The organism is Mitsuaria sp. BK041 (genome assembly GCF_014193085.1).
Classification (GTDB): domain Bacteria; phylum Pseudomonadota; class Gammaproteobacteria; order Burkholderiales; family Burkholderiaceae_C; genus Roseateles.
This window is the reverse complement of record NZ_JACHYT010000001.1, coordinates 1305482-1328613: the sequence shown is the minus strand read 5'-3', so window position 1 is coordinate 1328613 and position 23132 is coordinate 1305482. Positions and strand designations below refer to the sequence as shown.

General features: G+C 68.5%; 24 protein-coding genes. 12 read left to right on the top strand and 12 right to left on the bottom strand.

Annotation, left to right across the window (positions count from 1 at the left end):
- Positions 1–121: 121 nt before the first annotated feature.
- Positions 122–1027 carry a LysR substrate-binding domain-containing protein gene (locus FHT38_RS05840; RefSeq protein WP_183490617.1) on the bottom strand — a complete coding sequence of 302 codons (906 nt, stop codon included), beginning with the start codon at positions 1025–1027 and terminating at the stop codon, positions 122–124.
- A gap of 104 nt (positions 1028–1131) precedes the next feature.
- Between FHT38_RS05840 and ilvD the strand changes: the two genes are divergently transcribed.
- Complete coding sequence (gene ilvD / locus FHT38_RS05835; RefSeq protein WP_091723390.1) at positions 1132–2841, top strand: dihydroxy-acid dehydratase; 1710 nt, start codon at positions 1132–1134, stop codon at positions 2839–2841.
- Between the two features lie 100 nt (positions 2842–2941).
- On the opposite strand, the gene FHT38_RS05830 is transcribed toward ilvD, so the two are convergent.
- Positions 2942–3190: a TIGR04438 family Trp-rich protein gene (locus FHT38_RS05830; RefSeq protein WP_091723387.1), complete on the bottom strand. Its 249-nt coding sequence runs from the start codon at positions 3188–3190 to the stop codon at positions 2942–2944.
- A 176-nt stretch (positions 3191–3366) separates the two neighbouring features.
- On the opposite strand from FHT38_RS05830, the gene FHT38_RS05825 reads away from it, so the two are divergent.
- The gene (locus FHT38_RS05825) at positions 3367–3690 is read left to right on the top strand and encodes a c-type cytochrome (RefSeq protein ID WP_183490615.1); all 324 of its coding nucleotides are present in this window, start codon (positions 3367–3369) and stop codon (positions 3688–3690) included.
- Between the two features lie 64 nt (positions 3691–3754).
- Here FHT38_RS05825 and FHT38_RS05820 read toward each other — a convergent pair whose 3' ends face one another.
- Both FHT38_RS05820 and acs read right to left on the bottom strand, forming a co-directional pair.
- The gene (locus FHT38_RS05820; RefSeq protein ID WP_141225240.1) at positions 3755–3967 is read right to left on the bottom strand and encodes a hypothetical protein; all 213 of its coding nucleotides are present in this window, start codon (positions 3965–3967) and stop codon (positions 3755–3757) included.
- A 305-nt stretch (positions 3968–4272) separates the two neighbouring features.
- The gene (gene acs, locus FHT38_RS05815; protein WP_183490614.1) at positions 4273–6243 is read right to left on the bottom strand and encodes an acetate--CoA ligase; all 1971 of its coding nucleotides are present in this window, start codon (positions 6241–6243) and stop codon (positions 4273–4275) included.
- Positions 6244–6425: 182 nt separating this feature from the next.
- On the opposite strand from acs, the gene FHT38_RS05810 reads away from it, so the two are divergent.
- Positions 6426–7040, top strand: coding sequence for a TIGR00645 family protein (locus FHT38_RS05810; RefSeq protein WP_091723376.1), 615 nt, complete (start codon positions 6426–6428; stop codon positions 7038–7040).
- Positions 7041–7149: 109 nt separating this feature from the next.
- On the opposite strand, the gene nhaA is transcribed toward FHT38_RS05810, so the two are convergent.
- Complete coding sequence (gene nhaA, locus FHT38_RS05805) at positions 7150–8313, bottom strand: Na+/H+ antiporter NhaA (protein WP_221213738.1); 1164 nt, start codon at positions 8311–8313, stop codon at positions 7150–7152.
- Between the two features lie 258 nt (positions 8314–8571).
- Here nhaA and FHT38_RS05800 point away from each other — a divergent pair, with 258 nt between their 5' ends.
- The 5 genes from FHT38_RS05800 (at position 8572) to FHT38_RS05780 (ending at position 12007) form a co-directional block, all read left to right on the top strand.
- Positions 8572–8835, top strand: a complete 264-nt coding sequence (locus tag FHT38_RS05800; RefSeq protein ID WP_141225239.1) for a hypothetical protein — start codon at positions 8572–8574, stop codon at positions 8833–8835.
- Between the two features lie 25 nt (positions 8836–8860).
- Positions 8861–9556, top strand: a complete 696-nt coding sequence (locus FHT38_RS05795; RefSeq protein ID WP_221213981.1) for a hypothetical protein — start codon at positions 8861–8863, stop codon at positions 9554–9556.
- Between the two features lie 2 nt (positions 9557–9558).
- Entirely contained in the window at positions 9559–10128 is a 570-nt protein-coding gene (locus FHT38_RS05790; protein ID WP_221213737.1) for a hypothetical protein, read from the top strand.
- The gene (locus FHT38_RS05785) at positions 10128–10331 is read left to right on the top strand and encodes a hypothetical protein (RefSeq protein ID WP_183490608.1); all 204 of its coding nucleotides are present in this window, start codon (positions 10128–10130) and stop codon (positions 10329–10331) included. The genes FHT38_RS05790 and FHT38_RS05785 overlap by 1 nt, the downstream gene beginning before the upstream one ends.
- Positions 10332–10465: 134 nt before the next feature.
- Positions 10466–12007 carry a fumarate hydratase gene (locus FHT38_RS05780; RefSeq protein ID WP_183490606.1) on the top strand — a complete coding sequence of 514 codons (1542 nt, stop codon included), beginning with the start codon at positions 10466–10468 and terminating at the stop codon, positions 12005–12007.
- Positions 12008–12098: 91 nt separating this feature from the next.
- Here the strand turns inward: FHT38_RS05780 and FHT38_RS05775 are convergent, their stop codons facing one another.
- From FHT38_RS05775 to FHT38_RS05765, 3 genes are all read right to left on the bottom strand, one after another.
- Positions 12099–13280, bottom strand: coding sequence for a hypothetical protein (locus FHT38_RS05775; protein ID WP_183490604.1), 1182 nt, complete (start codon positions 13278–13280; stop codon positions 12099–12101).
- Between the two features lie 33 nt (positions 13281–13313).
- Complete coding sequence (locus FHT38_RS05770; RefSeq protein WP_255488610.1) at positions 13314–14723, bottom strand: mechanosensitive ion channel family protein; 1410 nt, start codon at positions 14721–14723, stop codon at positions 13314–13316.
- Between the two features lie 90 nt (positions 14724–14813).
- Positions 14814–15767 (bottom strand): histone deacetylase family protein, encoded by a 954-nt coding sequence (locus FHT38_RS05765; RefSeq protein ID WP_091723364.1) that lies wholly within the window; start codon positions 15765–15767, stop codon positions 14814–14816.
- 58 nt (positions 15768–15825) lie between these two features.
- Between FHT38_RS05765 and FHT38_RS05760 the strand changes: the two genes are divergently transcribed.
- The 4 genes from FHT38_RS05760 to mltB all read left to right on the top strand — a co-directional run bounded on the left by FHT38_RS05760 (position 15826) and on the right by mltB (position 21180).
- Positions 15826–16779: a MoxR family ATPase gene (locus tag FHT38_RS05760; RefSeq protein ID WP_183490602.1), complete on the top strand. Its 954-nt coding sequence runs from the start codon at positions 15826–15828 to the stop codon at positions 16777–16779.
- A gap of 34 nt (positions 16780–16813) precedes the next feature.
- On the top strand, positions 16814–17854 hold the full coding sequence (locus FHT38_RS05755; RefSeq protein WP_310737350.1) for a DUF58 domain-containing protein: 1041 nt from the start codon (positions 16814–16816) through the stop codon (positions 17852–17854).
- Positions 17851–19896: a DUF3488 and transglutaminase-like domain-containing protein gene (locus tag FHT38_RS05750; protein WP_183490600.1), complete on the top strand. Its 2046-nt coding sequence runs from the start codon at positions 17851–17853 to the stop codon at positions 19894–19896. Before FHT38_RS05755 ends, FHT38_RS05750 begins: the two co-directional genes overlap by 4 nt.
- A 93-nt stretch (positions 19897–19989) precedes the next feature.
- Complete coding sequence (mltB, locus tag FHT38_RS05745; protein ID WP_255488609.1) at positions 19990–21180, top strand: lytic murein transglycosylase B; 1191 nt, start codon at positions 19990–19992, stop codon at positions 21178–21180.
- Positions 21181–21246: 66 nt separating this feature from the next.
- On the opposite strand, the gene FHT38_RS05740 is transcribed toward mltB, so the two are convergent.
- The 4 genes from FHT38_RS05740 to rnhA all read right to left on the bottom strand — a co-directional run bounded on the left by FHT38_RS05740 (position 21247) and on the right by rnhA (position 23060).
- Entirely contained in the window at positions 21247–21450 is a 204-nt protein-coding gene (locus FHT38_RS05740) for a hypothetical protein (RefSeq protein WP_091723353.1), read from the bottom strand.
- A gap of 117 nt (positions 21451–21567) precedes the next feature.
- A complete protein-coding gene (locus FHT38_RS05735; RefSeq protein WP_091723350.1) occupies positions 21568–21870 on the bottom strand; it encodes a hypothetical protein in 303 nt (100 codons plus the stop codon).
- Positions 21871–21997: 127 nt separating this feature from the next.
- Positions 21998–22519: a deaminase gene (locus FHT38_RS05730; protein WP_091723348.1), complete on the bottom strand. Its 522-nt coding sequence runs from the start codon at positions 22517–22519 to the stop codon at positions 21998–22000.
- A 58-nt stretch (positions 22520–22577) separates the two neighbouring features.
- Positions 22578–23060 (bottom strand): ribonuclease HI, encoded by a 483-nt coding sequence (gene rnhA, locus FHT38_RS05725; protein ID WP_091723346.1) that lies wholly within the window; start codon positions 23058–23060, stop codon positions 22578–22580.
- Positions 23061–23132: the final 72 nt, after the last annotated feature.

Sequence of the window (23132 nt, the reverse complement as noted above, 5' to 3'; positions counted from 1 at the left end):
TCATCGGCGCATGGTCGCAGAACTCGGCCGGACGTGCATGCCCCGTGCCGAACGGCCGCTTCGCCTTCGCCGCCGGCCCCGCCAGGCCGTACCTGCTTCTGGCTGGCGGCCGCAGGCAGGGTCATGCCTTGACTTTCACCTGACGCCGGACATGGTCGACGAAGCGCCGCACCACCGGCGAGGCGTCCGGTCGCCAGATGAGGCTGGTGTCGCAGGCGGGCACGCGGGCCGAGGGCCACGGCCGGTAACGCACGCCCGGCCGCTGCAGCGCGCACACCGATCGCGGCACCCAGGCCACGCCCATGCCGGCGGACACCAGGTTGACGATGGTCTGCATCTGGATGGCCTCCTGGGCGATCTGCGGCGTGGCGCCGTGGGCGCGGTAGAAGCCCAGCAGCGCATCGAACAGCGAGGGCGCGATCTCGCGCGGGAACACCACCAGCGGCTCGCGCAGGACCTCCTCCAGCGCGGGGGGCGCCTTGCGCCGGCCGGCCAGCCCCCAGTCCTGCGCATGGGCCAGGACCAGCGGCTCCGTCGACACGATCAGGCGCTCGAACCCGGCCGGCTCGGCCCCCGGCGCGTGGATCACGAAGCCGGCATCGAGTTCACCGGACTCGAAGCCCCGCAGCTGGACATCCAGCGTCGCCTCGCGCAGCGCGAGCTGCACCTGGGGCAGCGCCTCGCGGAACAGCCGCAGCCAGCGCGGCATGTCGCCGTAACCGACGGTCGACACGAAACCCAGGCTCAGCCGTCCGGCCTCGCCGCTGGCCGCCGCCCGAACCCGCACCGGCACCTGGTCGGCCTGCTCCACCAGCCGCGTCCCCGCCTCGACCAGCGCCTGCCCGGCCGCCGTCAGCGCGACGGCCCGCCGCCCGCGCTCGAGCAGCTGCACGCCCAGCTGCGCCTCCAGCTTCTGCACCGCCAGGCTCAGCGGCGGCTGGGTCATGTGCAGCCGCTCGGCGGCGCGACCGAAGTGCAGTTCCTCCGCGAGCACGAGGAACTGGCGGATCGGACGAAGTTCGATCATCGATATGTCGGGCAAATCAATTCGGCGTCCACTATATATTGGACCCACATGGGCCGGCGGCGCATACTGGCGCGCTCCAAGCACTGCCCGCCAGGATGTCCGCCATGACCGACGCCAAGAACGCCACGCCCGACGACGCCCCGAATCGTCGCTCCCGGAACATCACCGAAGGCGTCGCGCGCGCGCCCAACCGCTCGATGTATTACGGCATGGGCTACCAGGAGAGCGACTTCGGCAAGCCGATGATCGGCGTGGCCAACGGCCACTCGACGATCACGCCCTGCAACTCCGGCCTGCAGAAGCTGGCCGACGCCGCCGTCGTCGGTCTGAAGGCCGCCGGCGCCAACGCCCAGCTCTTCGGCACGCCGACGATCTCCGACGGCATGGCCATGGGCACCGAGGGCATGAAGTACTCGCTGGTGTCGCGCGAGGTCATCTCCGACTGCGTCGAGACCTGCGTCGGCGGCCAGTGGCTGGATGGCGTGATGGTCATCGGCGGCTGCGACAAGAACATGCCCGGCGGGATGATGGGCATGCTGCGCGCCAACGTGCCGGCGATCTACATCTACGGCGGCACCATCAAGCCCGGCCACTACAAGGGCCAGGACCTCAACATCGTCAGCGTCTTCGAGGCCGTCGGCCAGTTCAGCGCCGGCAAGATGAGCGAGGAAGACTTCTGCCAGATCGAGAAGCGCGCCATCCCCGGCAGCGGCTCCTGCGGCGGCATGTACACGGCCAACACGATGAGCTCGGCCTTCGAGGCGCTGGGCATGTCGCTGCCCTACTCGTCGAGCATGTCCAACGTCGAGGACGAGGTCGTCGAGAACACCAAGCGCGCCGCCGACTACCTGGTCCGGGCGGTGAAGGCCAACCTCAAGCCGCGCGACATCGTCACGAAAAAGGCGATCGAGAACGCGGTGGCGGTGATCATGGCCACCGGCGGCTCGACCAACGCGGTGCTGCACTTCCTGGCCATCGCGCATGCCGCCGAGGTGGACTGGACCATCGACGACTTCGAGCGCATGCGCAAGAAGATCCCGGTGCTGTGCGACCTCAAGCCCAGCGGCCGCTTCCTGGCGGTGGACCTGCACAAGGCCGGCGGCATCCCCGCGGTCATGAAGCAGCTGCTCAAGGCCGGCCTGCTGCACGGCGACTGCATCACCATCACCGGCAAGACCGTCGCCGAGAACCTGGCCGACGTGCCGGATCTCTCGCCGGAGCAGGAGGTGATCCGCGCCGTCTCGGACCCGATCTACGCCGAAGGCCACCTGGCGATCCTCAAGGGCAACCTGTCGCCCGAGGGCTGCGTCGCCAAGATCACCGGCCTGAAGAACCCGGTCATCACCGGCCCGGCGCGCGTGTTCGACGACGAGCAGTCGGCGCTGGCCGCGATCATGGCCGGCCAGATCAAGGCCGGCGACGTGATGGTGCTGCGCTACCTCGGCCCCAAGGGCGGCCCCGGCATGCCGGAGATGCTGGCGCCCACCGGCGCGCTGATCGGCCAGGGCCTGGGCGAGAGCGTCGGCCTGATCACCGATGGGCGCTTCTCCGGCGGCACCTGGGGCATGGTGGTCGGCCACGTCGCGCCGGAAGCCTATGAAGGCGGCACGATCGCCCTCGTTCACGAAGGCGATTCGATCACCATCGACGCGCACCAGCTGCTGCTGCAGCTGCATGTGGACGATGCCGAACTGGCGCGCCGCAAGGCTGCATGGACGAAACCGGCACCGCGCTACACGCGCGGCGTGCTGGCCAAGTTCGCCAAGAGCGCCTCGAGCGCCAGCTCGGGCGCGGTGCTCGACAAGTTCGAGTGAACGATCCGGCGCCGGCCCATCGGTCGGCGCGATGAATGCGACAGCGGGGCCCGAGGGCCCCGCTGTCGTTGCCGGTCGCGGCGGTCGGCCGCGGTCCGGATCAACGCCGCTTGCGCTGCTTGTCCGCCTGGCCGAGCGCCTCGAGCGAGCGCTGGCGGCGCGCCTCCCGGCGCTCATCGAGCTTGTCCATCTCCTTGCGCTTGGTGTAGCCCGACTTGTCGGCGAACTCCCACCACAGCACCGCCAGCACGAAGGGCGACAGCACCCACCACCAGCTCAAGGCACCGATCGGCCCGAACTCGGCCAGCTTCAAGGCGATCAACAAGACGCCGATCACGATCAACCACATCGCATTTCTCCTCGTACACGCGCCAGGTCGGCACGGCTCCCAACACTACAATCGCCCGAGCCCGGACGCCCCCAGCCACTCGCCGCTCCCCCGGGAAGCGGTCCCCACGTCGCGAGCTTCTCGCGGGGTTCTCTCGGGGTGTTCCGCATCTTCCCGGCAGGATCTGAAAGGATGCCATGAAAAACGCCTTGTTCGTCTCCGCGGCCCTGATCGCGGCCCTGATCGCCGCCCTGTCCGCCCCCAGCGCCTTCGCCAGCCAGGAACTGGCCCAGAAGAAGAACTGCATGGCCTGCCACGCCGTCGACAAGAAGCTGGTCGGCCCCGCCTACAAGGACGTCGCGGCCAAGTACGCCAAGGACAAGGACGCGGTGAAGAAGCTGTCCGAGAAGATCATCAAGGGCGGCTCCGGCGTCTGGGGCCCGGTCCCGATGCCGGCCAATGCGCAGGTCAGCCCGGCGGAGGCCGAGCAGCTCGCCAAGTGGGTGATGTCGACGAAGTGAAGGTCGACGCGCCGAGCCTGGCCGGCTCGCCATGAACAAGGCCCCTTCCGGGGCCTTGTCTCATTCAGCGCCTGCCGTCAGCCGCCCTCTTCTCGGGAAGTCTTCTCAGGAAGTTCAGCCGCACCCGGCCGCGCAGGCCGACGGAGATCAGGATCTCCCGGCCGCCGATGGCCAGCAGCAGCAACTGCGCCAGCGCGGCGGCACAGCGCCGGATTGGTTTCGGGGACCTCTGCGGGAACGAAGACTCCACAAGCGACTCCTTCTGTGAGATCGGCATCCGGGGGATGCCGCGCGAGCGCCGCCCTGATCGCGGGCCGGATCGCGGCCCGCCCCGATGGGGCGGTGCGACGATTCTTGGTCCATGAACCGCGCGGACACCACGACCCGAGCCAGTGTGGCTGCGGCCTTGGCTGCCACATGAAGGCCAAGCGCTGCCGGAGACCAGCGCCCCGCTGCCGCACCGCCCCGCGCACGCGGGCCGCGCGGCGGGCGTTCATGCGGGTGCCGGGATGCAGGTGTCTGCGCGAGCCCCATGAAAAAACCCCGCCGAGGCGGGGCTTCACGAGCTGCTGCGGAGCGATCTCAGTAGGCCTGGCCCAGTTGCTCCAGGATCGCCGGATTCTCCAGCGTCGAGGTGTCCTGCGTGACGCTCTCCCCCTTGGCGACCGAGCGCAGCAGCCGGCGCATGATCTTGCCGCTGCGCGTCTTGGGCAGGTTGTCGCCGAAGCGGATGTCCTTGGGCTTGGCGATCGGGCCGATCTCCTTGGCGACCCAGTCGCGCAACTGCTTGGCGATGGCCTTGGCCTCGTCGCCGCTCGGACGCGGGCGCTTGAGCACGACGAAGGCGCAGATCGCCTCGCCGGTCGTGTCGTCGGGCCGGCCCACGACCGCCGCCTCCGCCACCAGCTCGGTGCAGCTGACCAGCGCGGACTCGATCTCCATCGTCCCCATGCGGTGGCCCGAAACGTTCAGCACGTCGTCGATGCGGCCGGTGATGGTGAAGTAGCCGGTGTCCGCGTCGCGGATGGCGCCGTCGCCGGCGAGGTAGTAGCCCTTGAGCTCGGGCGGGTAGTAGCTCTTCTTGAAGCGTTCCGGATCGCCCCAGATCGTGCGGATCATCGAGGGCCACGGCTTCTTGACGACCAGGATGCCGCCCTGCCCGTTGGGCACGTCGTTGCCGGTCTCGTCGACGATGGCCGCGGTGATGCCGGGGAACGGCAGCGTGCAGGAGCCCGGCACCAGCGGCGTGGCGCCCGGCAGCGGCGTGATCATGTGGCCGCCGGTTTCCGTCTGCCAGAAGGTGTCCACGATCGGGCAGCGGCCGCCGCCCACATGCTGGTGGTACCACTCCCAGGCGGCCGGGTTGATCGGCTCGCCCACCGAGCCCAGCAGCCGCAGTGAGCCCAGGTCGTAGTTCTTCGGATGGACCGCCTCGTTGGTCTCGGCCGCCTTGATCAGCGAGCGGATCGCCGTCGGCGCGGTATAGAAGATCGTGACCTTGTGCTTCTGGATCATCTGCCAGAAGCGGCCGGCGTCCGGGAAGGTCGGGATGCCTTCGAAGACGATCTCGGTGCCGCCCAGCGCCAGCGGCCCGTAGGTGATGTAGGTGTGGCCGGTCACCCAGCCGATGTCGGCGGTACACCAGAAGATGTCGGAGTCCTTCAGGTCGAAGGTCCACTTGGTGGTCAGCGCCGCATGCAGCAGGTAGCCGCCGGTGCTGTGCTGCACGCCCTTGGGCTTGCCGGTCGAGCCCGAGGTGTAGAGCAGGAACAGCGGATGCTCGGCCTCGACCCATTCGGGTTCGCAGCTCGAGGCCTGGCCGGCCACCGCGTCATGCAGCCATTCGTCGCGGCCGTCGACCCAGGCGATCTGGCCGCCGGTGCGCTTGTAGACGAGGACCGACTGGATGGTCGGGCAGCTGTTGTCGGCCAGCGCGTCATCGACGATGGCCTTGAGCGGCAGCGACTTGCCGCCACGGGCCTGCTCGTCGGCGGTCAGCACCATCACCGCGCCGGCGTCCTGCACCCGGTCGCGCAGCGACTGCGCCGAGAAGCCGCCGAACACCACCGAATGCGTCGCGCCGATGCGCGCGCAGGCCTGCATCGCCACCACGCCTTCGACCGACATCGGCATGTAGATGACGACGCGATCGCCCTTCTTCACGCCGCGGGCCTTGAGCGCGTTGGCCAGCTGCGCCGTCCGGGCCAGCAGCTCGGCATAGGTGACGCGGGTGACGCTGCCGTCGTCGGCCTCGAAGATGATCGCGACGCGCTTGCCCCGGCCGGCCTCGACGTGGCGGTCCAGGCAGTTGTAGGACACGTTGAGCCGGCCGTCCTCGAACCACTTGAAGAAGGGGGCGTCCGACTCGTTCAGCACCTTGGTGAAGGGCTGCTTCCAGCTGAGCAGCTCGCGCGCCTGGCGCGCCCAGTAGCCGGCGTAGTCGGTCTCGGCTTCCTTGCACAGCGCCTCGTAGGCGGCCATGCCGGACACGTGCGCGCCCTGGACGGCGGCTTGGGGGGGGTTGTAGATCTTGTCGCTGATCTTGTCGCTCATGGCCTATGTCTCCGTACAGGCAGGGATCTTCGAACTCGGCCGAACTCTCCGCTTTCACACTGACGATCTGCTTACTCTTGTAGAAGAGCGGCGGGCGCGCGGCCGCGAAACCAGCGGCATGCTCTCACTAAAATCGCCCGGTTTGGCGGTTCCCGCCCGTTACGACCTGAAGGATTGCCCCGATGACCGATCGACCGAAGGCCCCAGCCGACACCGCGCCCAAGCGCATGCACCCGCTCGCCCACCTGATGTTCGGGAGCCGCTGGCTGCAGTTGCCGCTGTACCTGGGGCTGATCCTGGCGCAGGCGGTCTACGTCTACCAGTTCTGGACCGAGCTGATCCATCTCGTGGAGGCGGCCTTCGGCAACCAGGAAGCCCTCAGACTGCTGGTGGACAGCGTGGGCTACAAGGCCGGCACCGCGCCCACCAAGCTCAACGAGACCATCATCATGCTGGCCGTGCTGGCACTGATCGACGTGGTGATGATCTCCAACCTGCTGATCATGGTGATCGTGGGCGGCTACGAGACCTTCGTGTCGCGGCTGCATCTGGAGGGCCATCCGGACCAGCCCGAATGGCTGGACCACGTCAATGCGTCGGTGCTGAAGGTCAAGCTGGCGACGGCCATCATCGGCATCTCCTCGATCCACCTGCTCAAGACCTTCATCAATGTGCAGAACCTGACCGAGCAGACGCTGATCTGGCAGACGGCCATCCACCTGGCCTTCCTGCTGTCCGCGCTGGCCATCGCGATGACCGACCGGCTGCTCACCCATCCGCCGGGCGACAAGCACTGAGCGCCACCGCGGCACCGGATCGGCACCGGATCGGCACCGGATCGGCACCGGATCGGAATCATCGACGAGGGAGCCCGCGGGCTCCCTCTCCTTTTGGGCGAGCGCCCGCTCAGGCGCGTCTGCGCAACAGGATCAGCGTGCCCACCACGCCGGACAGGATCGAGCCGCCCAGCACGCCGAGCTTCACCCGCGTCTCGTAGTCGGGCCCGTGGCCTTCGAAGGCCAGGCCGCCGATGAACAGGCTCATCGTGAAGCCGATGCCGCAGAGCACGCAGACGCCGAAGAACTGGATCCAGTCGGCGCCGCCCGGCCGCTGCGCCAGGCCGAAGCGGATCATCAGCCAGGAGCTGCCGAACACGCCCACCGCCTTGCCGAGCAGCAGCCCCAGCGCGATGCCCAGCGACACCGGATGCAGCAGGTCGCCCGCATGCAGGCCCAGCAGCGACACGCCCGCGTTGGAGAACGCGAACATCGGCAGGATCAGGAAGGCGACCCACGGATGCAGGCCGTGCTCGAGGTCCTCGGCCGGCGAGTGGCCGCGGCCGTCGTCCGACGGGATGAACAGCGCGGTCGCGACGCCCGCGAGCGTCGCATGCACGCCTGACTTGAGCACGCAGGTCCACAGCACCAGGCCGACGACGATGTAGAGGTCCGCGCGCGTCACCCGGGCCCGGTTGAGCGCGAAGAGGATCGCCAGGCAGGCCGCGGCGGCCCCCAGCATGACCAGCGACAGCTGGCTCGTGTAGAAGAGCGCGATGACGACGATGGCGCCGAGGTCGTCGATGATCGCGACCGCCGTCAGGAAGACCTTCAGCGAGGCCGGCACCCGGCTGCCCAGCAGCATGACGATGCCGATCGCGAAGGCGATGTCGGTGGCGGCGGGGATCGCCCAGCCGTGCAGCGCGACCGGATCGCCGCGGTTGATGACGGCATAGATCAGCGCCGGCACGACCATGCCGCCCAGCGCGGCCACCATCGGCAGCACCGCCTGGGAGCGCTCGGCCAGCTCGCCGCTGACGAACTCGCGCTTGATCTCCAGGCCGACGAGAAAGAAGAACACCGCCATCCACAGGTCGTTCACCCAGACCAGCAGCGGCTTGGCGAGCACCAGCCAGTCGCCGCCGATGCGGACCTCGCCCTCGATGCGGGTGAAGGCGGCATAGAGCTCCCGCCAGGGCGAGTTGGACAGGATCAGCGCGGCCACCGCCGCAATCGCGAGCACGATGCCGCCGGCCGATTCGCTGGCGAAGAAGCGTTTGAGTCCCGGTGTCAAGAAAGTTCCTCCCGAAAAACGAGCCACCGGATCGGTGGCCCCAGGCAGTAAATCAGAGCGAGGGGGACGCGTCGATGACCCATCCCAGTGAAAGAGTTAACGCGCGCGTGAAGACCGCATCATCGCCGGTGCGCGGCCCGTCCCTCTGAAGAGGGAGTGTCGCGTTCTCCCGAGGATGCGGCCGGGCGCGCGTTGCTAGCATCCCGCGCTTCATCAGCCCCCGGGACATGGATCCCGGACCCTCGAGGGAAGCACGACATGATCCGATTGTTGTTCGTCGCCGCGCCGCTGCTGGCGCTCGCCGCCTGCGCCAGCGACGGCGTCACCGCCACCGGCACGCCGACCGCCTCGGCCCAAGGCGAGACCGGCCAGAAGATGGTCTGCGAGCGCGAACAGCGCACCGGCTCGATGCTGGGCAAGCGCGAATGCGCGCCGGCGCTCAGCGAGGACGAGAAGCGCCGCCTGTCCAGCGAGGTCGGCAACATGGTCAAGCCGCGCGGGACGACGGCACCGGGCAGCTGACCGTCGCGGTGGCGCATTAGGGCGCTTGGTCAATGCTGGTCAGCACGCAGAAACCGCGCGAAGCCTGAAGGTGCTTTTGATGAGCTTTGAGCGAGATCTGATCGATGCCCTCGACCACGTGGAGGAGGGTTTTCACACCGACGAGCTGGCTTACCTTGCGCTCACGCAGAAGGTCGAACAAGCCTTCCGCGACAAGCTTGCCTACAAGCTGCATAGAAGGTTTGAAGGACGAGGTCCCGAACTTCTGGTCTGTCGCGAGTGGCAGCGAGCCGACCTTGCGTTGGTAAACAAGGACGGCCCTCGCCTCCTGCTCGAAGCCAAAGCCGGCTATACCTTTGACATCATGATGCGCAACAAGGGCTTCGATTTCGCCAAGCTGTGCGCGTCAGATCTCCGGAAGGCGGCAGCTCTCGCAGTAAAGATGAACTGCAGTCCGGAAATCTACGCTCTGGCGATCGCCACCCATCCGCACGCGGCTCCTGCACCCGAATACAGGGCTGCGGTCAAGTACTACCCAGGCGTGCGGAAGTACGCCACTGCCGCAAACAATCACGACGCGGTGAAAGCGGTGATGCGGGAGACCATGACGGATTTCGAGGAAGTCCATCATCTGCCTGTCGCAGCAGGACAGGCATTCGGGACCAAGGTCTCTCTGCTTGTTTGGCTCTACCGGGCAAAGCGCATCGAAGCTGAGGCGACCAGTGTGCCCTTGCGCACCTGATCGTGCACGAGATCGCCCTCGGCACCAGGACATCGAAGCAGGGGCTCTGGAGAATCGAATCGAGCTGTGTCTGGACCGGCGTCGCGATGACGTTGGTCATGCACGGTGCCGCGATGCTCTCTCTACATTGGTTGGCAATTCAATCAACAAGGGGAGCTTCGATGATTGCGCCAGAGGATCTGTACATCCTTGATGTCACTGAGTTTGCGAAGGACCTTTATCGCATGGGCAATGCCAGGTGGCCGAACTTCGGAGAAGATCGAGCCCGCGTCGATGTGCCCATCGCTGTCCAGAACGGCGTCGAGGTCGCCATCGCCAACGGGAACGGCTTCTCGGCGTCGGACAAGATCACCAAGACCATGCAAAAGCCCGGAAAGAAGGTCTGGAAGATCAAAAAGGGCGCCAGATTGCCCGACGAGATCGTGATCGTGAAAGACCTGCGCCCTGGCTACGATGGGCATTACATGCTCGCACCGTCGAAAAACATGCCATTGAGAAAATACTTGGGCGCGCTTGAAGAACTCGGCATGGACCCCACGCGCGTCCAACTCATCACCGTGGGAGTGCAGTAATGGCCGTCAAACTTATCGTCAGCGAATACAACATCCTGTGGAAAGCGCTCAAACACTACGAGCAGCATTTGCAGCACGTATCCGAAACGACGGAGGACGAAGACCAGCAACTCTTCGTTGACGAAGACCTGGACAAGATCGAATACATGTTCAACAACATCCGGAACGCAGCCAAAGCAGATTGGGACCTCGATCTCAAATAGGAGTCTGCCTACGTGCTGGCGTGCGCAAGAAGCCTCATGTGTCGTGCGAGGACGTGATCGGACCTTTTCCAGCGTCAGCGCAGTGTCGGGCAGCTTGCGATAATGAGGGGTTGCCCCGAGACAAGCCCACGACCATGACCACCACGATCCGTTACGCCGACCTCGTCGAAAGCGTCGCCGCCGCGCTGCAGTACATCAGCTACTACCACCCGGCCGACTACATCCAGCACCTGGCCCGCGCCTATGAGCGCGAACAGAGCCCGGCCGCCAAGGACGCCATCGCGCAGATCCTGACCAACTCGAAGATGTGCGCCGAGGGCCGTCGTCCGATCTGCCAGGACACCGGCATCGTCAACGTCTTCCTGAAGATCGGCATGGACGTGCGCTGGGCCGACTTCCCCGGCTCCATCCAGGACGCCGTCAACGAAGGCGTGCGCCGCGCCTACAACCACCCGGACAACAAGTTGCGCGCCTCGGTGCTCAGCGATCCGATCTTCGAGCGCAAGAACACCAAGGACAACACACCGGCGGTGATCTTCATGGAGGTCGTGCCCGGCAATACCGTCGACGTGATCGTCGCGGCCAAGGGCGGCGGCTCGGAGAACAAGAGCAAGGTCTACATGCTCAACCCGAGCGAGAACATCGTCGACTGGGTGCTCAAGACCGTGCCGACCATGGGCGCGGGCTGGTGTCCGCCGGGAATGCTGGGCATCGGCGTCGGCGGCACGGCCGAGAAGGCGGCGCTGCTGGCCAAGGAAGCGTTGATGGACGACATCGACATGTATGAGCTGCTCGAGCGCGGCCCCCAGAACAAGCTGGAGGAACTGCGCATCGAGCTGTACGAGAAGGTCAACGCGCTGGGCATCGGCGCGCAGGGCCTGGGCGGCCTGACCACGGTGCTGGACGTCAAGATCAAGACCTACCCGACGCACGCGGCCTCCAAGCCGATCGCGATGATCCCGAACTGCGCCGCCACGCGCCACGCGCACTTCGTGCTCGACGGTTCGGGCCCGAGCTATCTGGAGCCGCCCAGCCTGGATCTGTGGCCCGACGTGAAGTGGGCGCCGGACTACAACAAGAGCAAGCGCGTCGACCTGAACACGCTGACCAAGGACGAAGTCGCCAGCTGGAAGCCGGGCGACACGCTGCTGCTCAACGGCAAGATGCTGACCGGCCGCGACGCCGCGCACAAGCGCATCCAGGACATGCTGGCCAAGGGCGAATCGCTGCCGGTGGACTTCACCAACCGCGTGATCTATTACGTCGGCCCGGTGGACCCGGTGCGTGACGAAGTGGTCGGCCCGGCGGGCCCCACCACCGCGACGCGGATGGACAAGTTCACCGACATGATGCTGGAGAAGACCGGCCTGATCGCGATGATCGGCAAGGCCGAACGCGGCCCGGTCGCGATCGAGTCGATCAAGAACCACAAGTCGGCCTACCTGATGGCGGTGGGCGGTTCCGCCTACCTGGTGTCCAAGGCGATCAAGCACGCCAAGGTCGTCGGCTTCGAGGACCTGGGCATGGAAGCGATCTACGAGTTCGACGTGGTCGACATGCCGGTGACGGTGGCGGTGGACGCCGGCGGCACCAGCGCGCACATCACCGGCCCGGCCGAGTGGCAGCAGCGCATCGCCGCGGGCAAGCCGGTCAAGATCCCGGTGGCGGCGGGCTGAACGGTCCTCCCCTCGCGAGCGACAAGGCCACCCTCGGGTGGCCTTTTCTTTTAGCTTCCGAACGGCCCCCTTGCAGCGCCGCATCGCTGCTTCAATAGAGCAGGTCGCCCACGGTGAACTGCTCTCGCTGCGCCAGTTGGCTCAGATGCAGGATGCCGGTCCGGAGTGCAGGCACCTGCGCCTTCATCCCCAGCAGATCCAGGACCGTGCAAATCTCGTCCGCGATCGTGACCACCGTCTTCACGATCTGGAGGGGAACAGGGGCCGCGAGGAGTTTTTCCGGAACCGACTTCTTGAATCTCGGAGGCGGAAAGGCTGTCGACGCCTTGAGACCGTGGCGTTGCATGAACGCATAGAGGAAGGCACTCTTCATGCCGACGCGAGCCGCGCCGGTCGGAAGGCCTTTGGTGGGCTCCCTGCGCCCCGTCATGCCGAGGCTGCCTTCGTTATCGATCAAGGTCACTCGTCCGTCCTCGGTCAGAAATACATTCGTCGTCGTCCGGTCGAAGCTGGCGACCAGATAGTCGAAGACGAACAGTTCGATCAGCCGCTCGTCTGGGAGCTTTTGGACGCCCTCGGCGATCGTCGTGTCCTTCGCGGAGTGGCCTTGGACCCAGCGGGTCACGGCGAAGTGGTCGTCGCCGACCTGATACCAGACGGTCGGGTTGGCATGCGCTCCCAGGCCCAGTCGCATGGCAAGGTAAGGCACAAACGCCTCGTTTCCGCCGCCCTGCTCGACGGTCTTCTTTGCGAAGAACTTCTGATCCTCGAAGACGAAACTGAAGACATCGCCCTGGTTCTGCGAGACGACCGACGACTCGCTGGAAGAGCCGGAAGTCGCGTGTGTCCTGAAAGCTTCTTCCACCGCCTCCGCGGTAGGGAACCCGTCGTAGAACCGACCAAAGACCCGTCCCAGGAACTCGTCGAGTTCCTGAGGCGATTCCGCCACGATCTCTCCGGCATTCAGCCTTCGGAGAACCTCCGGGAAATGGGAGTCCTCGACCGGCTCGCCCAGGTCCGTCATCTTTTTGCCGGAGGGCTTGTGCCGGAAAAGCTGGGTGGTGAGCGGCCCGTTTGCAACGGCACCTTTGCCGCCGGTGGCCGCCGTCCCTCGATGCCATGCCCGCACCGCTTGGAGCTGAGCCTGCTGCCTGGGGCTGCCAGCGACCGCGATGGCTGCCCTTGACGACTGGCCTCCCGAACGTCCTGCGTCCGAAGCGGCGCGATGTCTGCTGGCCTCCGAAGGCTCGGTCGACAGACGGCTGTTTGCCATGCCCACCTCCTGCCGCCCAAAGGGACGGAAGACCTACTGTGGCCCGGCGGGCTTGTCCAGACCATCAGTGCGATGCTGAACCAGCGCTTCCGATACGTCTGAGGGCAACGCTGGCTCGACGGGAGCCATCGTCACCGTCCGCACCACCCGTTGCGGGAACGGAATATCGATCTCCAGGCGATTCAGCAGTCGCAGGATCGCCAGGTTCACTTCCGACCTCACCCCGCCCTGCCCGTTGTGCGGGTCGGAGATCCAGAAGCCGATCGTGAGCTCCAGCCCATCGGCCGCGAAGTTGCTCAGCGACACCGACGGCGACGGCTCGGACAGCACCCGCGGCACGCGCCGGATCTCCTCGATCAACTGCGGGAACAAGGCGTCGACATCGGTGCCGTAGGCCACCTGGACGACGGTCGTCACGTTGACCTGCGGATCGGCGAGCGAGAGGTTCTCGACCCGCGTCGTGATCAGCGATTCGTTCGGCACGATCGCCTCGCGGCCGTTGAGCGCGCGGATCACCGTGTAGCGGGTCTTGATGTCGCTGATGCGGCCCTCGAAGTTGTCGACCTTGACCATGTCGCCGATGCGCAGCGAGCGCTCGGCCAGGATCATGAATCCCGACACATAGTTCGCCGCGATCTTCTGCAGGCCGAAGCCCAGGCCCACGCCGACCGCGCCGCCCAGCCAGGACAGGGCGCTCAGGTTCAGGCCCACCATGTTCAGCGCCACCATCGCGCCGACCACCAGCAGCGCCGTGCGCGTCAGGTTGACCGCGATCTTGCGCATCGACAGGTCCATCACCGACTTGCCGCGCAGCAGTCGCGACTCGATCGCCGAGGACAGCCACAACACCACCAGCATGATGGCGCCGACCTGCAGCACCCCCACCAGGAGGTCGTACACCGTCGTCGACTCGCCTCTGGCGTTCTTCGGCAGGAAACCCAGCTTGTACTCGTCGAGCTCGTCGATGAGGATGGGCAGCAGGCCCACGATCCACAGGATCGATCCCAGCCAGGCGACCCAGGAGACGCTGCGCTCCAGCAGCTTGATGCCGATCGAATCGGGCATCGTCGCCCGCAGCACGCGCGCCACCAGCCGGATCACCACCAGCGACAGCAGCACCGGGATGACGACGCGGAACAGCGCGACCGGCTCGCCCAGCAGCGGCATCAGCCGCCGCGCGCCCAGCGCCAGCAGCAGCGCGATGACCGGGAACAGCACGCCGTCGTACACGCGGTGGCCCAGCAGCACCGACTGGTGACCCGGCGCCGCCGTCACATGCTTGCTGATGCGGTAGACGATCAGCCAGGACAGCGCCAGGCAGGCCAGCACCAGGCCGACCTCGATCAGCGCGCGCGGTCGCGACAGCATGGTGAGCAGCGATTCCAGCTCACGCAGGCTCAGGGTGTGGTTCAGGGGCGCGGTCGTACCCAGGGTGGAGCTCAAGGAGGAGATCAATTCGGCAAGCGGCCGGGGCCGGGTCTATCGGTCGAATGGGGAATGGAAATCGGGGCAGCGGGCGGCGCGGGATCCCACTCAGATCCCGGCCAGCGTTCTCAGGTGGACGCCGACGCTGCGCGCCAGCGCGCCCAGGTCGTAGCCGCCTTCCAGGCAGGACACGATGCGGCCCTTCGCGTGGCGCCGGGCCACGTCCATGATGCGCAGCGTGATCCATTCGTAGTCGGCCTCGACCAGGCCGAGCTGCGCCAGGTCGTCGTCGCGGTGCGCGTCGAAGCCGGCCGAGACGAACACCATCTGCGGCCGGAAGCGCTCCAGCGCCGGCATCCAGAGCGACTCGATCATCTCGCGCACCTCGGCGCCGCGGGTGTACGGCGGCACCGGCACGTTGAGCATGTTGGCGCCCTTGGGCTCGCTGCCCGAATACGGGTAGAGCGGGTCCTGGAAGATGCTGACCATCAGCACCCGCTCGTCGCCGGCGAGGATGTCCTCGGTGCCGTTGCCGTGGTGGACATCGAAGTCGATGACCGCGACGCGGTCCAGGCCGCGCACGTCCAGCGCATGCCGGGCGGCGACGGCCACGTTGTTGAAGAAGCAGAAGCCCATCGCCTGCTCGCGGGTCGCGTGGTGGCCGGGCGGGCGCACGGCGCAGAAGGCGTTCTCGGCGCGGCCGTCCATCACCAGGTCGGTGGCCTGCACCGCCGCGCCGGCCGCGCGCAGCGCCGCCGACCAGGTGTGCGCGTTGGCGCAGGTGTCGGGGTCCAGCGCCTTCATCGGGTTGGGCACGCCCTCGCGGGCCTGCTGCTCGAGCGCCTCCAGCTCGGCCTTGAGCTCGGCGACGTAGCGCGCCGAGTGCGCCCGCTCCAGCGCCCGCAGCTCGGCGCGCGGCGCGTCGTGCCGGTCCAGCGCGGTGTCGATGCCGTGGGCGATGAGCCAGTCCTCGATCGCGGCCAGGCGCTGCGGGCATTCCGGGTGACCGGCGCCCATGTCGTGACGATGGCAGTCGGGGTGGCTGATGAAGGCGGTGGACATGGTCGGGGCGTGCGCGTGGCGTCGTCGGACCGTGGGGATTCTGAGATATCGTGCGTCGATGAGCTCCGACGCCCCGACCCTCGCCTCCCAACCGCTGGCCGACCTGCGGCGGCAGATTAGCACGATCATCAAGGGCAAACAGGCACAGACGGAAGACTGCCTGGCCTGCCTGCTGGCCGGCGGCCACCTGCTCATCGAGGACCTGCCCGGCGTGGGCAAGACCACGCTGGCGCATGTGCTGGCGATCTCGCTGGGCCTGCGCTTCTCCCGCGTCCAGTTCACGACGGACCTGATGCCGTCCGACCTGCTGGGCGTCAACATCTACCAGCCCGGGGCGCAGGGCGTCGGCGGCAGCGCCTTCCAGTTTCACCCCGGCCCGGTCTTCAGCCAGGTGCTGCTGGCCGACGAGATCAACCGCGCCGGCCCCAAGACGCAGAGCGCGCTGCTGGAGGCGATGGAGGAATACCAGGTCAGCGTGGACGGCACGACCCATCCGCTGCCGCAACCCTTCTTCGTCATCGCGACGCAGAACCCGAGCGAGCAGCTCGGCACGCACCCGCTGCCGGAGTCGCAGCTGGACCGCTTCCTGATGTGCATCAGCCTGGGCTATCCCGACCGCCAGGCCGAGCGCGAACTGCTGATGGGCGAGGACAGCCGCGAGCAGCTGCGCACGCTCAAGCCGGTGATGACGCCGGAACAGCTGCGCGCGCTGCAGCGCGAGGTGCTGCGCATCCACGTCTCGCCGGCGCTGCTGGACTACCTGCAGGCGCTGCTGGAGGCGACGCGCTCCGGCGAGTGGTTCCAGGAAGGCCTGAGCCCGCGCGCGGGCCTCGCGCTGCTGCGCGCCGCGCGCGCCAAGGCGCTGCTGAGCGACCGCGACTATGTCTCGCCGGACGATGTGCAGGCGATCCTGCCGCAGACCATCGCGCACCGGCTGCGCCCCCGTGGCGGCAGCGCGCGCGGCGCCCGCGAGCAGGTGCGCGCGATGATGGCCGCCGTGCCGCTGCCCTGAGCGCGGCCTCGCGACCGCCCGACCGGAGACCGCCGTGCGCGTGCCCGCCTGGAAGCTGCCCTCGCTGAAACCGCCGGCCCTGCGCTGGCCGTGGCAGCGGCGCTGGGACGCGTGGTGGCAGGCCCGCCACCCGGCCAGCGACACGACCGCGCTGACGCAGCGCAACCTCTACATCCTGCCCAGCCGCCCGGGCGCCGCCTTCGTCGTCACCCTGCTGGTGCTGCTGCTGGCGTCGATCAACGACCAGTTGAGCCTGGGCTACCTGCTGACCTTCGTGCTCGCGGGCGCCGGCATGGCGTCGATGAACGCGACCCACGCCAACCTGCGCGGCCTGAAGCTGGACCTGAAGACGCCGCCGCCGACCTACGCGGGCCAGCCGCTGGCGCTGGACATCCGGCTGCACAACCCCTCGGCGGCGCGCTTCGGCGTCGGCGTGCGGCTGCCCGACGCCAGATCCGCCGATAGCGCCTTCGCCGACGTGCCCGCGCAGGGCCATGCGCAGCTGCAGCTGCAACTGAGCTTCCCGACCCGCGGCCGGCATGCGCTGCCGCGGCTGCGCATCGAATCGCAATTCCCCTTCGGGCTGTTCGTGACCTGGAGCTACTGGCGGCCGGCCGCGCAGGCCTGGGTCTATCCGGCGCCCGAGCTGGAAGCGCCGCCCGCCGCCGCCGTCGAGGAAGGCCTGCCGCAGGGCCAGGGCCAGCCCGGGCTGGGCGACGATCCGGGGCTGCGGCCCTACCGGCATGGCGACTCGCCGCGGCAGATCCTGTGGAAGAAGTCGGCGCTGGCGCTGGCCCAGCCGCAGCCCCCCGGCGGCAGCGGCGCCGGCGCGGCCCTGCTCGTGCGCGAGCGCCTGGGCAGCCGCGCCAGCGAGCAGTGGCTGGACCTGGCGGCGACGCGCGGCCTGCCCTTTGAGCAGCGCGTCTCCCGCCTGGCCGCGTGGGTGCTGCGCGCCGAGGAGGAAGGCCTGCCCTACGGCCTGCGCCTGCGCGGCGTCTCGCTGGCGCCCGACCTCGGGCCGGAGCATTTCCGCGACTGCATGGAAGCGCTGGCGCTGGCGCAGGAGCAGCCATGAGCGCCGCCCCGGTCCCGGGGGCGGGCCGCCGCAGCCCGCTGCCGCGCGAGGCGCGCGACACGCTCTTCCTGCTGGCGATCATTTCCGCCGTGCTGCTGCCGCATGCCGGCCACCTGCCCTGGTGGTGCAGTGCCTTGACCGCGCTGATGCTGGGCTGGCGCGCGCGGCTGGCCTGGCGCAGCGAGGCGCTGCCCGGTCGCTGGAGCCTGCTGGCGGTGCTGGCGGTGGTCATCGGCCTGACCCTGGCCACCCACAAGACCATCCTCGGACGCGAGGCCGGCATCACCATGCTGGCGATGCTGATGGCGCTGAAGACGCTGGAACTGCGCGCCCGGCGCGACGCCTTCGTCGTGTTCTTCCTCGGCTTCTTCCTGGTGCTGACCCAGTTCCTGTACTCGCAGTCGCCGCTGATCGCGGTGTGGATGATCGGCTGCGTCTGGGCCTTGCTGTCGGCGCTGGTGCTGGCGCAGATGCCGCAGGGCGTGCCGAGCCTGCGGCTGGCGGCGCGCATCGCGGCGCGCAACACGCTGATCGGCCTGCCGGTGATGGTGGCGCTGTTCGTGCTGTTCCCGCGCTTCCCGCCGCTGTGGGGGCTGCCCAAGGACTCGGGCGCGCGCACCGGGCTGTCGGACACGATGAGCTTCGGCGCCTTCGCCGAAGTCGCCACCGACGACACGATCGCGATGCGGCTGCGCTTCGACGGCGCGCCGCCGGCGCAGCCGCAGCTGTACTTCCGGGCGCAGGTGCTGACGCGCTTCGACGGCCAGCAGTGGACCGCCTCGCGGGTGACCTGGGTCGGCCACGAGGCGGCACCGACGCTGGACGGCCCGGTCTTCCGCTACCAGGCCACGATCGAGCCGCTGCGCGTCACCGCGATCCCGCTGCTGGAGTTCAGCCCCGGCGTCACCGGGGACCGGATCCCGGTCGGACGCCTGGCGGCGACGCGCTCGCCGCAAGGCCAGTGGCAGGTCGCGCTGCCGTTCGCGGAGACGCTGCGCTTCCGGCACGAGGCCTGGCCGCGCGCGCAATGGGGCACCCGCCTCGGCCGCGCCGACCGCCTCGAGGCGCTGAGCCTGCCGCCCGGCCTGAATCCGCGCGCGCGGGCGCTCGGCGCCTCGCTGCAGGAGCGTTTCGCGACGCTGGACGACGACGCCCGCGCGCTCGCCGTGAACCGGGAGCTGCTGACCCGCATCCGGCGCGACGGCTTCGGCTACACCCTCAGCCCCGGCGTCTATGGCGAGACCAGTCCCCATGCGATCGACGAGTTCTGGTTCGACCGCAAGCTCGGTTTCTGCGAGCACTTCGCCTCGGCCTACGTCGTGCTGATGCGGGCGGCGGGCGTGCCGGCCCGCGTGGTCACCGGCTTCCAGGGCGCGGACCCGCAGCTGCAGGACGGCGACCTGGTCGTGCGCATGAGCCAGGCCCACGCCTGGGCCGAGTTCTGGACCGCCGCCGGCGGCTGGCAGCGCGCCGATCCGACCGCGGCGGTGTCGCCTGATCGCATCCAGGGCCGGCCGCTGCGGCCGTCGCCGGGCGTGTTCTCCGGCGCGCTGGAGCAGCTCCGCCCGGGCCTGCTGACGGAGCTGCGCACCGCCTGGGAGCGCTTGAACAACCGCTGGCAGCAGACGGTGCTGAACTTCTCCACCGGCGAGCAGATGAGCCTGCTCAAGCGCCTGGGTTTCGAGAATCCGGACTGGACCGCGCTGGGCCAGGTCGCCGGCGGCCTGATGGCGCTGGCGGCCCTGGTCGGCGCTGGCCTGGCGGCCTGGCACCGGCGGCCGCACGACCCCTGGTCGCGTCAACGCGCCCGGGTGCGGCGCGAACTCGATCGCCTCGGCCTGGCCACCCGCGACGACGAGACCCCGCGCCGCTGGGCCGCGGCGCTGGTCGAGCGCCACGGGGCGCCGGCCGAGACGGTCGCGGCCGCGCTGTTGCAATTGGAAGCGCAGCGCTACCGGCAGGACCTCGCCGCCGCCACGTCACAATGGCAGCGCCAGTTCGCGGCCCTGTGTGCCGACCTCCGTCAGGCGCTGGCCCGCTGAGCCCTCCTCTTCCATGTGCTTGACGCTGCACCGCCGCTCGCCGGCCCGCATCCGCCATCTCCGCCATTACCGCCGCCTCCGCCGTAGTCCCGCATGACCGCTGTCCGCCGCTCCACGCCCCGCCGCGTCTTCCTCCGTTCCCTGCTCCAGGCCTCGATGGCCGCCGCACCGCTGATGACCGGCCTGGCCGCCGCGCCGGCGCTGGCGGAGACGGCCCACAAGCCGCACCCGGCCGCGAAGCCGAAGTCCGCCGCGAAGAAGCCGGCGCGCAAGCCCGCGCCGCCGCCAGCCTATGGCGACCGCGACGACGTCATGGCCTTCGCCGACGCGCAGGCGGAGTCGCTCGGCTACCGGCGCGAGGAACTGCGCGCGATCCTGGCGCTGGCGCGTCCGCAGCCGGCGGTGCAGCGGCTGATCCTGCCGGGGCCGCCGGGACAGGCGAAGGACTGGGGCGCCTACCGTCAGCGCTTCGTGGAGCCGCAGCGGCTGCAGGCCGGGCTGGCCTTCTGGGCGACGCACGAGGCGGCGCTCGCGCGCGCGGAGGCATCCTATGGCGTGCCGGCGGAGATGATCGCGTCGGTGATCGGCGTGGAGACCTTCTACGGCCGGATCATGGGCGGCTTCCGTGTGCTGGACGCGCTGGCGACGCTGAGCTTCGACTACCCCTCGCCGCTGCCGCCCGGCGCGCGCGACCGCAGCCCCTTCTTCCGCGAGGAGCTGCGCCAGTTCCTGATCCTGGCGCGCGAGAACGGCCTGGATCCGATGGCGATGAAGGGTTCGTACGCCGGCGCGATGGGCTGGGGCCAGTTCATGCCGGGCAGCTGGCGGCGCTTCGCGATCGACTTCGATGGCGACGGCCATGTGGACCTGATCAACAGCCCGGTCGACGCGATCGGCTCGGTGGCCAATTTCCTGCGCGAGCACGGCTGGCAGCGCGGCATGCCGACGCATTACGAGGTGCAGGTGCCCAATGACACCGCGGCCCGCGCCCAGCTGCTGATCAGCGACGTGCTGCCGCAGCTCGATGCGCGGCAGTTCGAATCGGTCGGCGCGCAGCTGTCGCCGCAGGGACGCGCGCACAACGGGCCGCTGGCGCTGATCGAGCTGCAGATGGGCGGCGCCGCACCGGTGTATGTCGCGGGCACCCAGAACTTCTACACGGTGACCCGCTACAACCAGAGCAGCTATTACGCGATGGCGGTCATCGAGTTCGCCAACACCCTGGCGAGCTGGCGCAAGGCGACCGGCCCGACGCCCGCGTCGGCGCCGGCCAGCGCCAGCTGATCAACGGCCGGCTGCAACGCCGGTATTAACGGCCGAGATCAACAACCAGGGATTGGCGGCCAGAGGTCAGCGCCCCGGAATCGGTGGCTTGGTCCGCGGGCGCTCGGCGTGATCGCCGGAGTCGCGCTGCTCGTGGTGGGCGCGGTCGATGTCGCCGTCGCCTTCCGGCCCTTTCTGGCCGGTCTCGCCGACGCGATGGTCCTCGTCGTCATGCTCGAGCCCGCCGTGCAGGCCGGGCGGGAAGTCACTGGAAATGCGCGGAGCATTCATGGTTTCCTCCTGAAGTGGGCGATCGATCTTAGCCACGGTGTGGAAGGCCCCACGCGCAGGAACGACAAAGGCGCCTCGCGGGCGCCTTCTGTATTCGATCCTGCGGAGACGGCGTGCTCAGTGCACCAGGCCGATCCACTCGCCGCGACGCTGGTAGGCGTCGAACAGGTCCTGCGCGACCGCCTGCAGCCGGGCATCGCCGCGCGCATGGGCCGTGGACAGGCGCTCCAGCGCATAGAGGCGGTCGTAGAGCATGCGGGTCGGCTGCAGCGTCAGGCCGTGGTCGGCCATCAGGTCCTGCAGCGTCAGCAGCTCGTCCATGCTCGCGGTCCCGGCCACCGTCAGGCCGAGATCCGGCACCAGTCCCCAGGGAGCCTGGGCGGTTTCGGGCATCAGGTGCGGGGGGATGGGGGTGTGCATGGCGGCCTCGGAGCGATTCATGTCGGCGTGGACAGGATGATGGATCGCACCGCCCGGAACTTGAGCGGGAAAAGCGGGGGAAATCCGGCCCAGTTCCTGCGATCGCCGCGCGGCCGGCCGGCGTCGATCAGCGACGGGGCCGGGCGATGAAGCCCGACAGCTCGGTGCACCAGGCGGCGGCGGGCACGTCCAGCTCGTTGAGCGCCAGCACGTCGATGCGGGCGTCGGTCAGCATCTTGGCCGAGGCCGCGTTGAGCCCGACCTGATGATCCTTCTTCTCCAGGTAGACCACGCGCTGGATGCCGACCTGAATGATGGACTGCACGCAGCGCGGGCAGGGGTACTGGGTCGTATAGATGGTGCTGCCGGTCAGCGGCAGCACGACGCAGTTGAGGATCGCGTTGACCTCGGCGTGGACGATGTAGCTGTGGCGCGAGTTGGCGGGATCGGCGTCGTCATCGGACCAGTAGGCCGGGTCGTTGTCGTCGCAGCCGCGCGGCAGGCCGTTGTAGCCGACCCCGACGATCTTGTAGTCCCCGCTCGCGATGCAGGCGCCGTTGCGCTTGCGGCTGTCCTTGGAACGGGCGCTGGCCAGCAGGGCCACGCCCATGAACATCGAATGCCAGTCGATCAGCGGATGGTTGTCCATGGTGAAGGCAGAGGCGAAGGTCGGGGACAGGCGCAGGAGTGTAGTGGGCGGCCGCGACTTACCTCGCGACGCCGACGCCCTTGTTGGCCAGCGCGTCCGCGCGCTCGTTGCCGGGGTCGCCGGCATGACCCTTGACCCAGCGCCATTCCACCGTGTGCAGCTTGCGCAGCGCATCCAGGCGCTGCCACAGCTCGGCGTTCTTCACCGGCTTGCCGTCGGCGGTCTTCCAGCCGCGGCGCTGCCAGCCGGAGATCCACTCCGTCATGCCCTTGCGCACGTACTCGCTGTCCGTGTAGATCACGATGTTGCAGCTGCGCTTGAGCGAGCTCAGCGCCTCGATCACCGCCGTCAGCTCCATGCGGTTGTTGGTGGTGTTGCGCTCGCCGCCGAACAGCTCCTTCTCGTGGTCGCCGCTCTTGAGCCAGGCGCCCCACCCGCCCGGACCCGGGTTGCCCTTGCAGGCGCCGTCCGTGTAGATGACGACGCTGGGCTTGGCGATCTTCGGCGCGGCGGGCGCGGCGGCGGGAGTGGTATCGGTCATGAACGGAGCGGAGCAACAGGGAAGGTGAAAAAGACGGACCGGACACGGCAGCGGGCCGGGTCCGGGCGTGCG

Bases quoted from the DNA above. Each gene is read 5' to 3' on its own strand.
- FHT38_RS05750 (WP_183490600.1), top strand. From the start codon at position 17,851: ATGAGCGCCGCCCCGGTCCCGGGGGCGGGCCGCCGCAGCCCGCTGCCG.
- mltB (WP_255488609.1), top strand. From the start codon at position 19,990: ATGACCGCTGTCCGCCGCTCCACGCCCCGCCGCGTCTTCCTCCGTTCC.
- FHT38_RS05830 (WP_091723387.1), bottom strand. From the start codon at position 3,190: ATGTGGTTGATCGTGATCGGCGTCTTGTTGATCGCCTTGAAGCTGGCC.
- FHT38_RS05785 (WP_183490608.1), top strand. From the start codon at position 10,128: ATGGCCGTCAAACTTATCGTCAGCGAATACAACATCCTGTGGAAAGCG.
- ilvD (WP_091723390.1), top strand. From the start codon at position 1,132: ATGACCGACGCCAAGAACGCCACGCCCGACGACGCCCCGAATCGTCGC.
- acs (WP_183490614.1), bottom strand. From the start codon at position 6,243: ATGAGCGACAAGATCAGCGACAAGATCTACAACCCCCCCCAAGCCGCC.
- FHT38_RS05840 (WP_183490617.1), bottom strand. From the start codon at position 1,027: ATGATCGAACTTCGTCCGATCCGCCAGTTCCTCGTGCTCGCGGAGGAA.
- FHT38_RS05820 (WP_141225240.1), bottom strand. From the start codon at position 3,967: ATGCCGATCTCACAGAAGGAGTCGCTTGTGGAGTCTTCGTTCCCGCAG.
- FHT38_RS05735 (WP_091723350.1), bottom strand. From the start codon at position 21,870: ATGCACACCCCCATCCCCCCGCACCTGATGCCCGAAACCGCCCAGGCT.
- FHT38_RS05730 (WP_091723348.1), bottom strand. From the start codon at position 22,519: ATGGACAACCATCCGCTGATCGACTGGCATTCGATGTTCATGGGCGTG.
- FHT38_RS05775 (WP_183490604.1), bottom strand. From the start codon at position 13,280: ATGGCAAACAGCCGTCTGTCGACCGAGCCTTCGGAGGCCAGCAGACAT.
- FHT38_RS05765 (WP_091723364.1), bottom strand. From the start codon at position 15,767: ATGTCCACCGCCTTCATCAGCCACCCCGACTGCCATCGTCACGACATG.
- FHT38_RS05780 (WP_183490606.1), top strand. From the start codon at position 10,466: ATGACCACCACGATCCGTTACGCCGACCTCGTCGAAAGCGTCGCCGCC.
- FHT38_RS05740 (WP_091723353.1), bottom strand. From the start codon at position 21,450: ATGAATGCTCCGCGCATTTCCAGTGACTTCCCGCCCGGCCTGCACGGC.
- rnhA (WP_091723346.1), bottom strand. From the start codon at position 23,060: ATGACCGATACCACTCCCGCCGCCGCGCCCGCCGCGCCGAAGATCGCC.
- FHT38_RS05810 (WP_091723376.1), top strand. From the start codon at position 6,426: ATGACCGATCGACCGAAGGCCCCAGCCGACACCGCGCCCAAGCGCATG.
- FHT38_RS05800 (WP_141225239.1), top strand. From the start codon at position 8,572: ATGATCCGATTGTTGTTCGTCGCCGCGCCGCTGCTGGCGCTCGCCGCC.
- FHT38_RS05760 (WP_183490602.1), top strand. From the start codon at position 15,826: ATGAGCTCCGACGCCCCGACCCTCGCCTCCCAACCGCTGGCCGACCTG.
- FHT38_RS05825 (WP_183490615.1), top strand. From the start codon at position 3,367: ATGAAAAACGCCTTGTTCGTCTCCGCGGCCCTGATCGCGGCCCTGATC.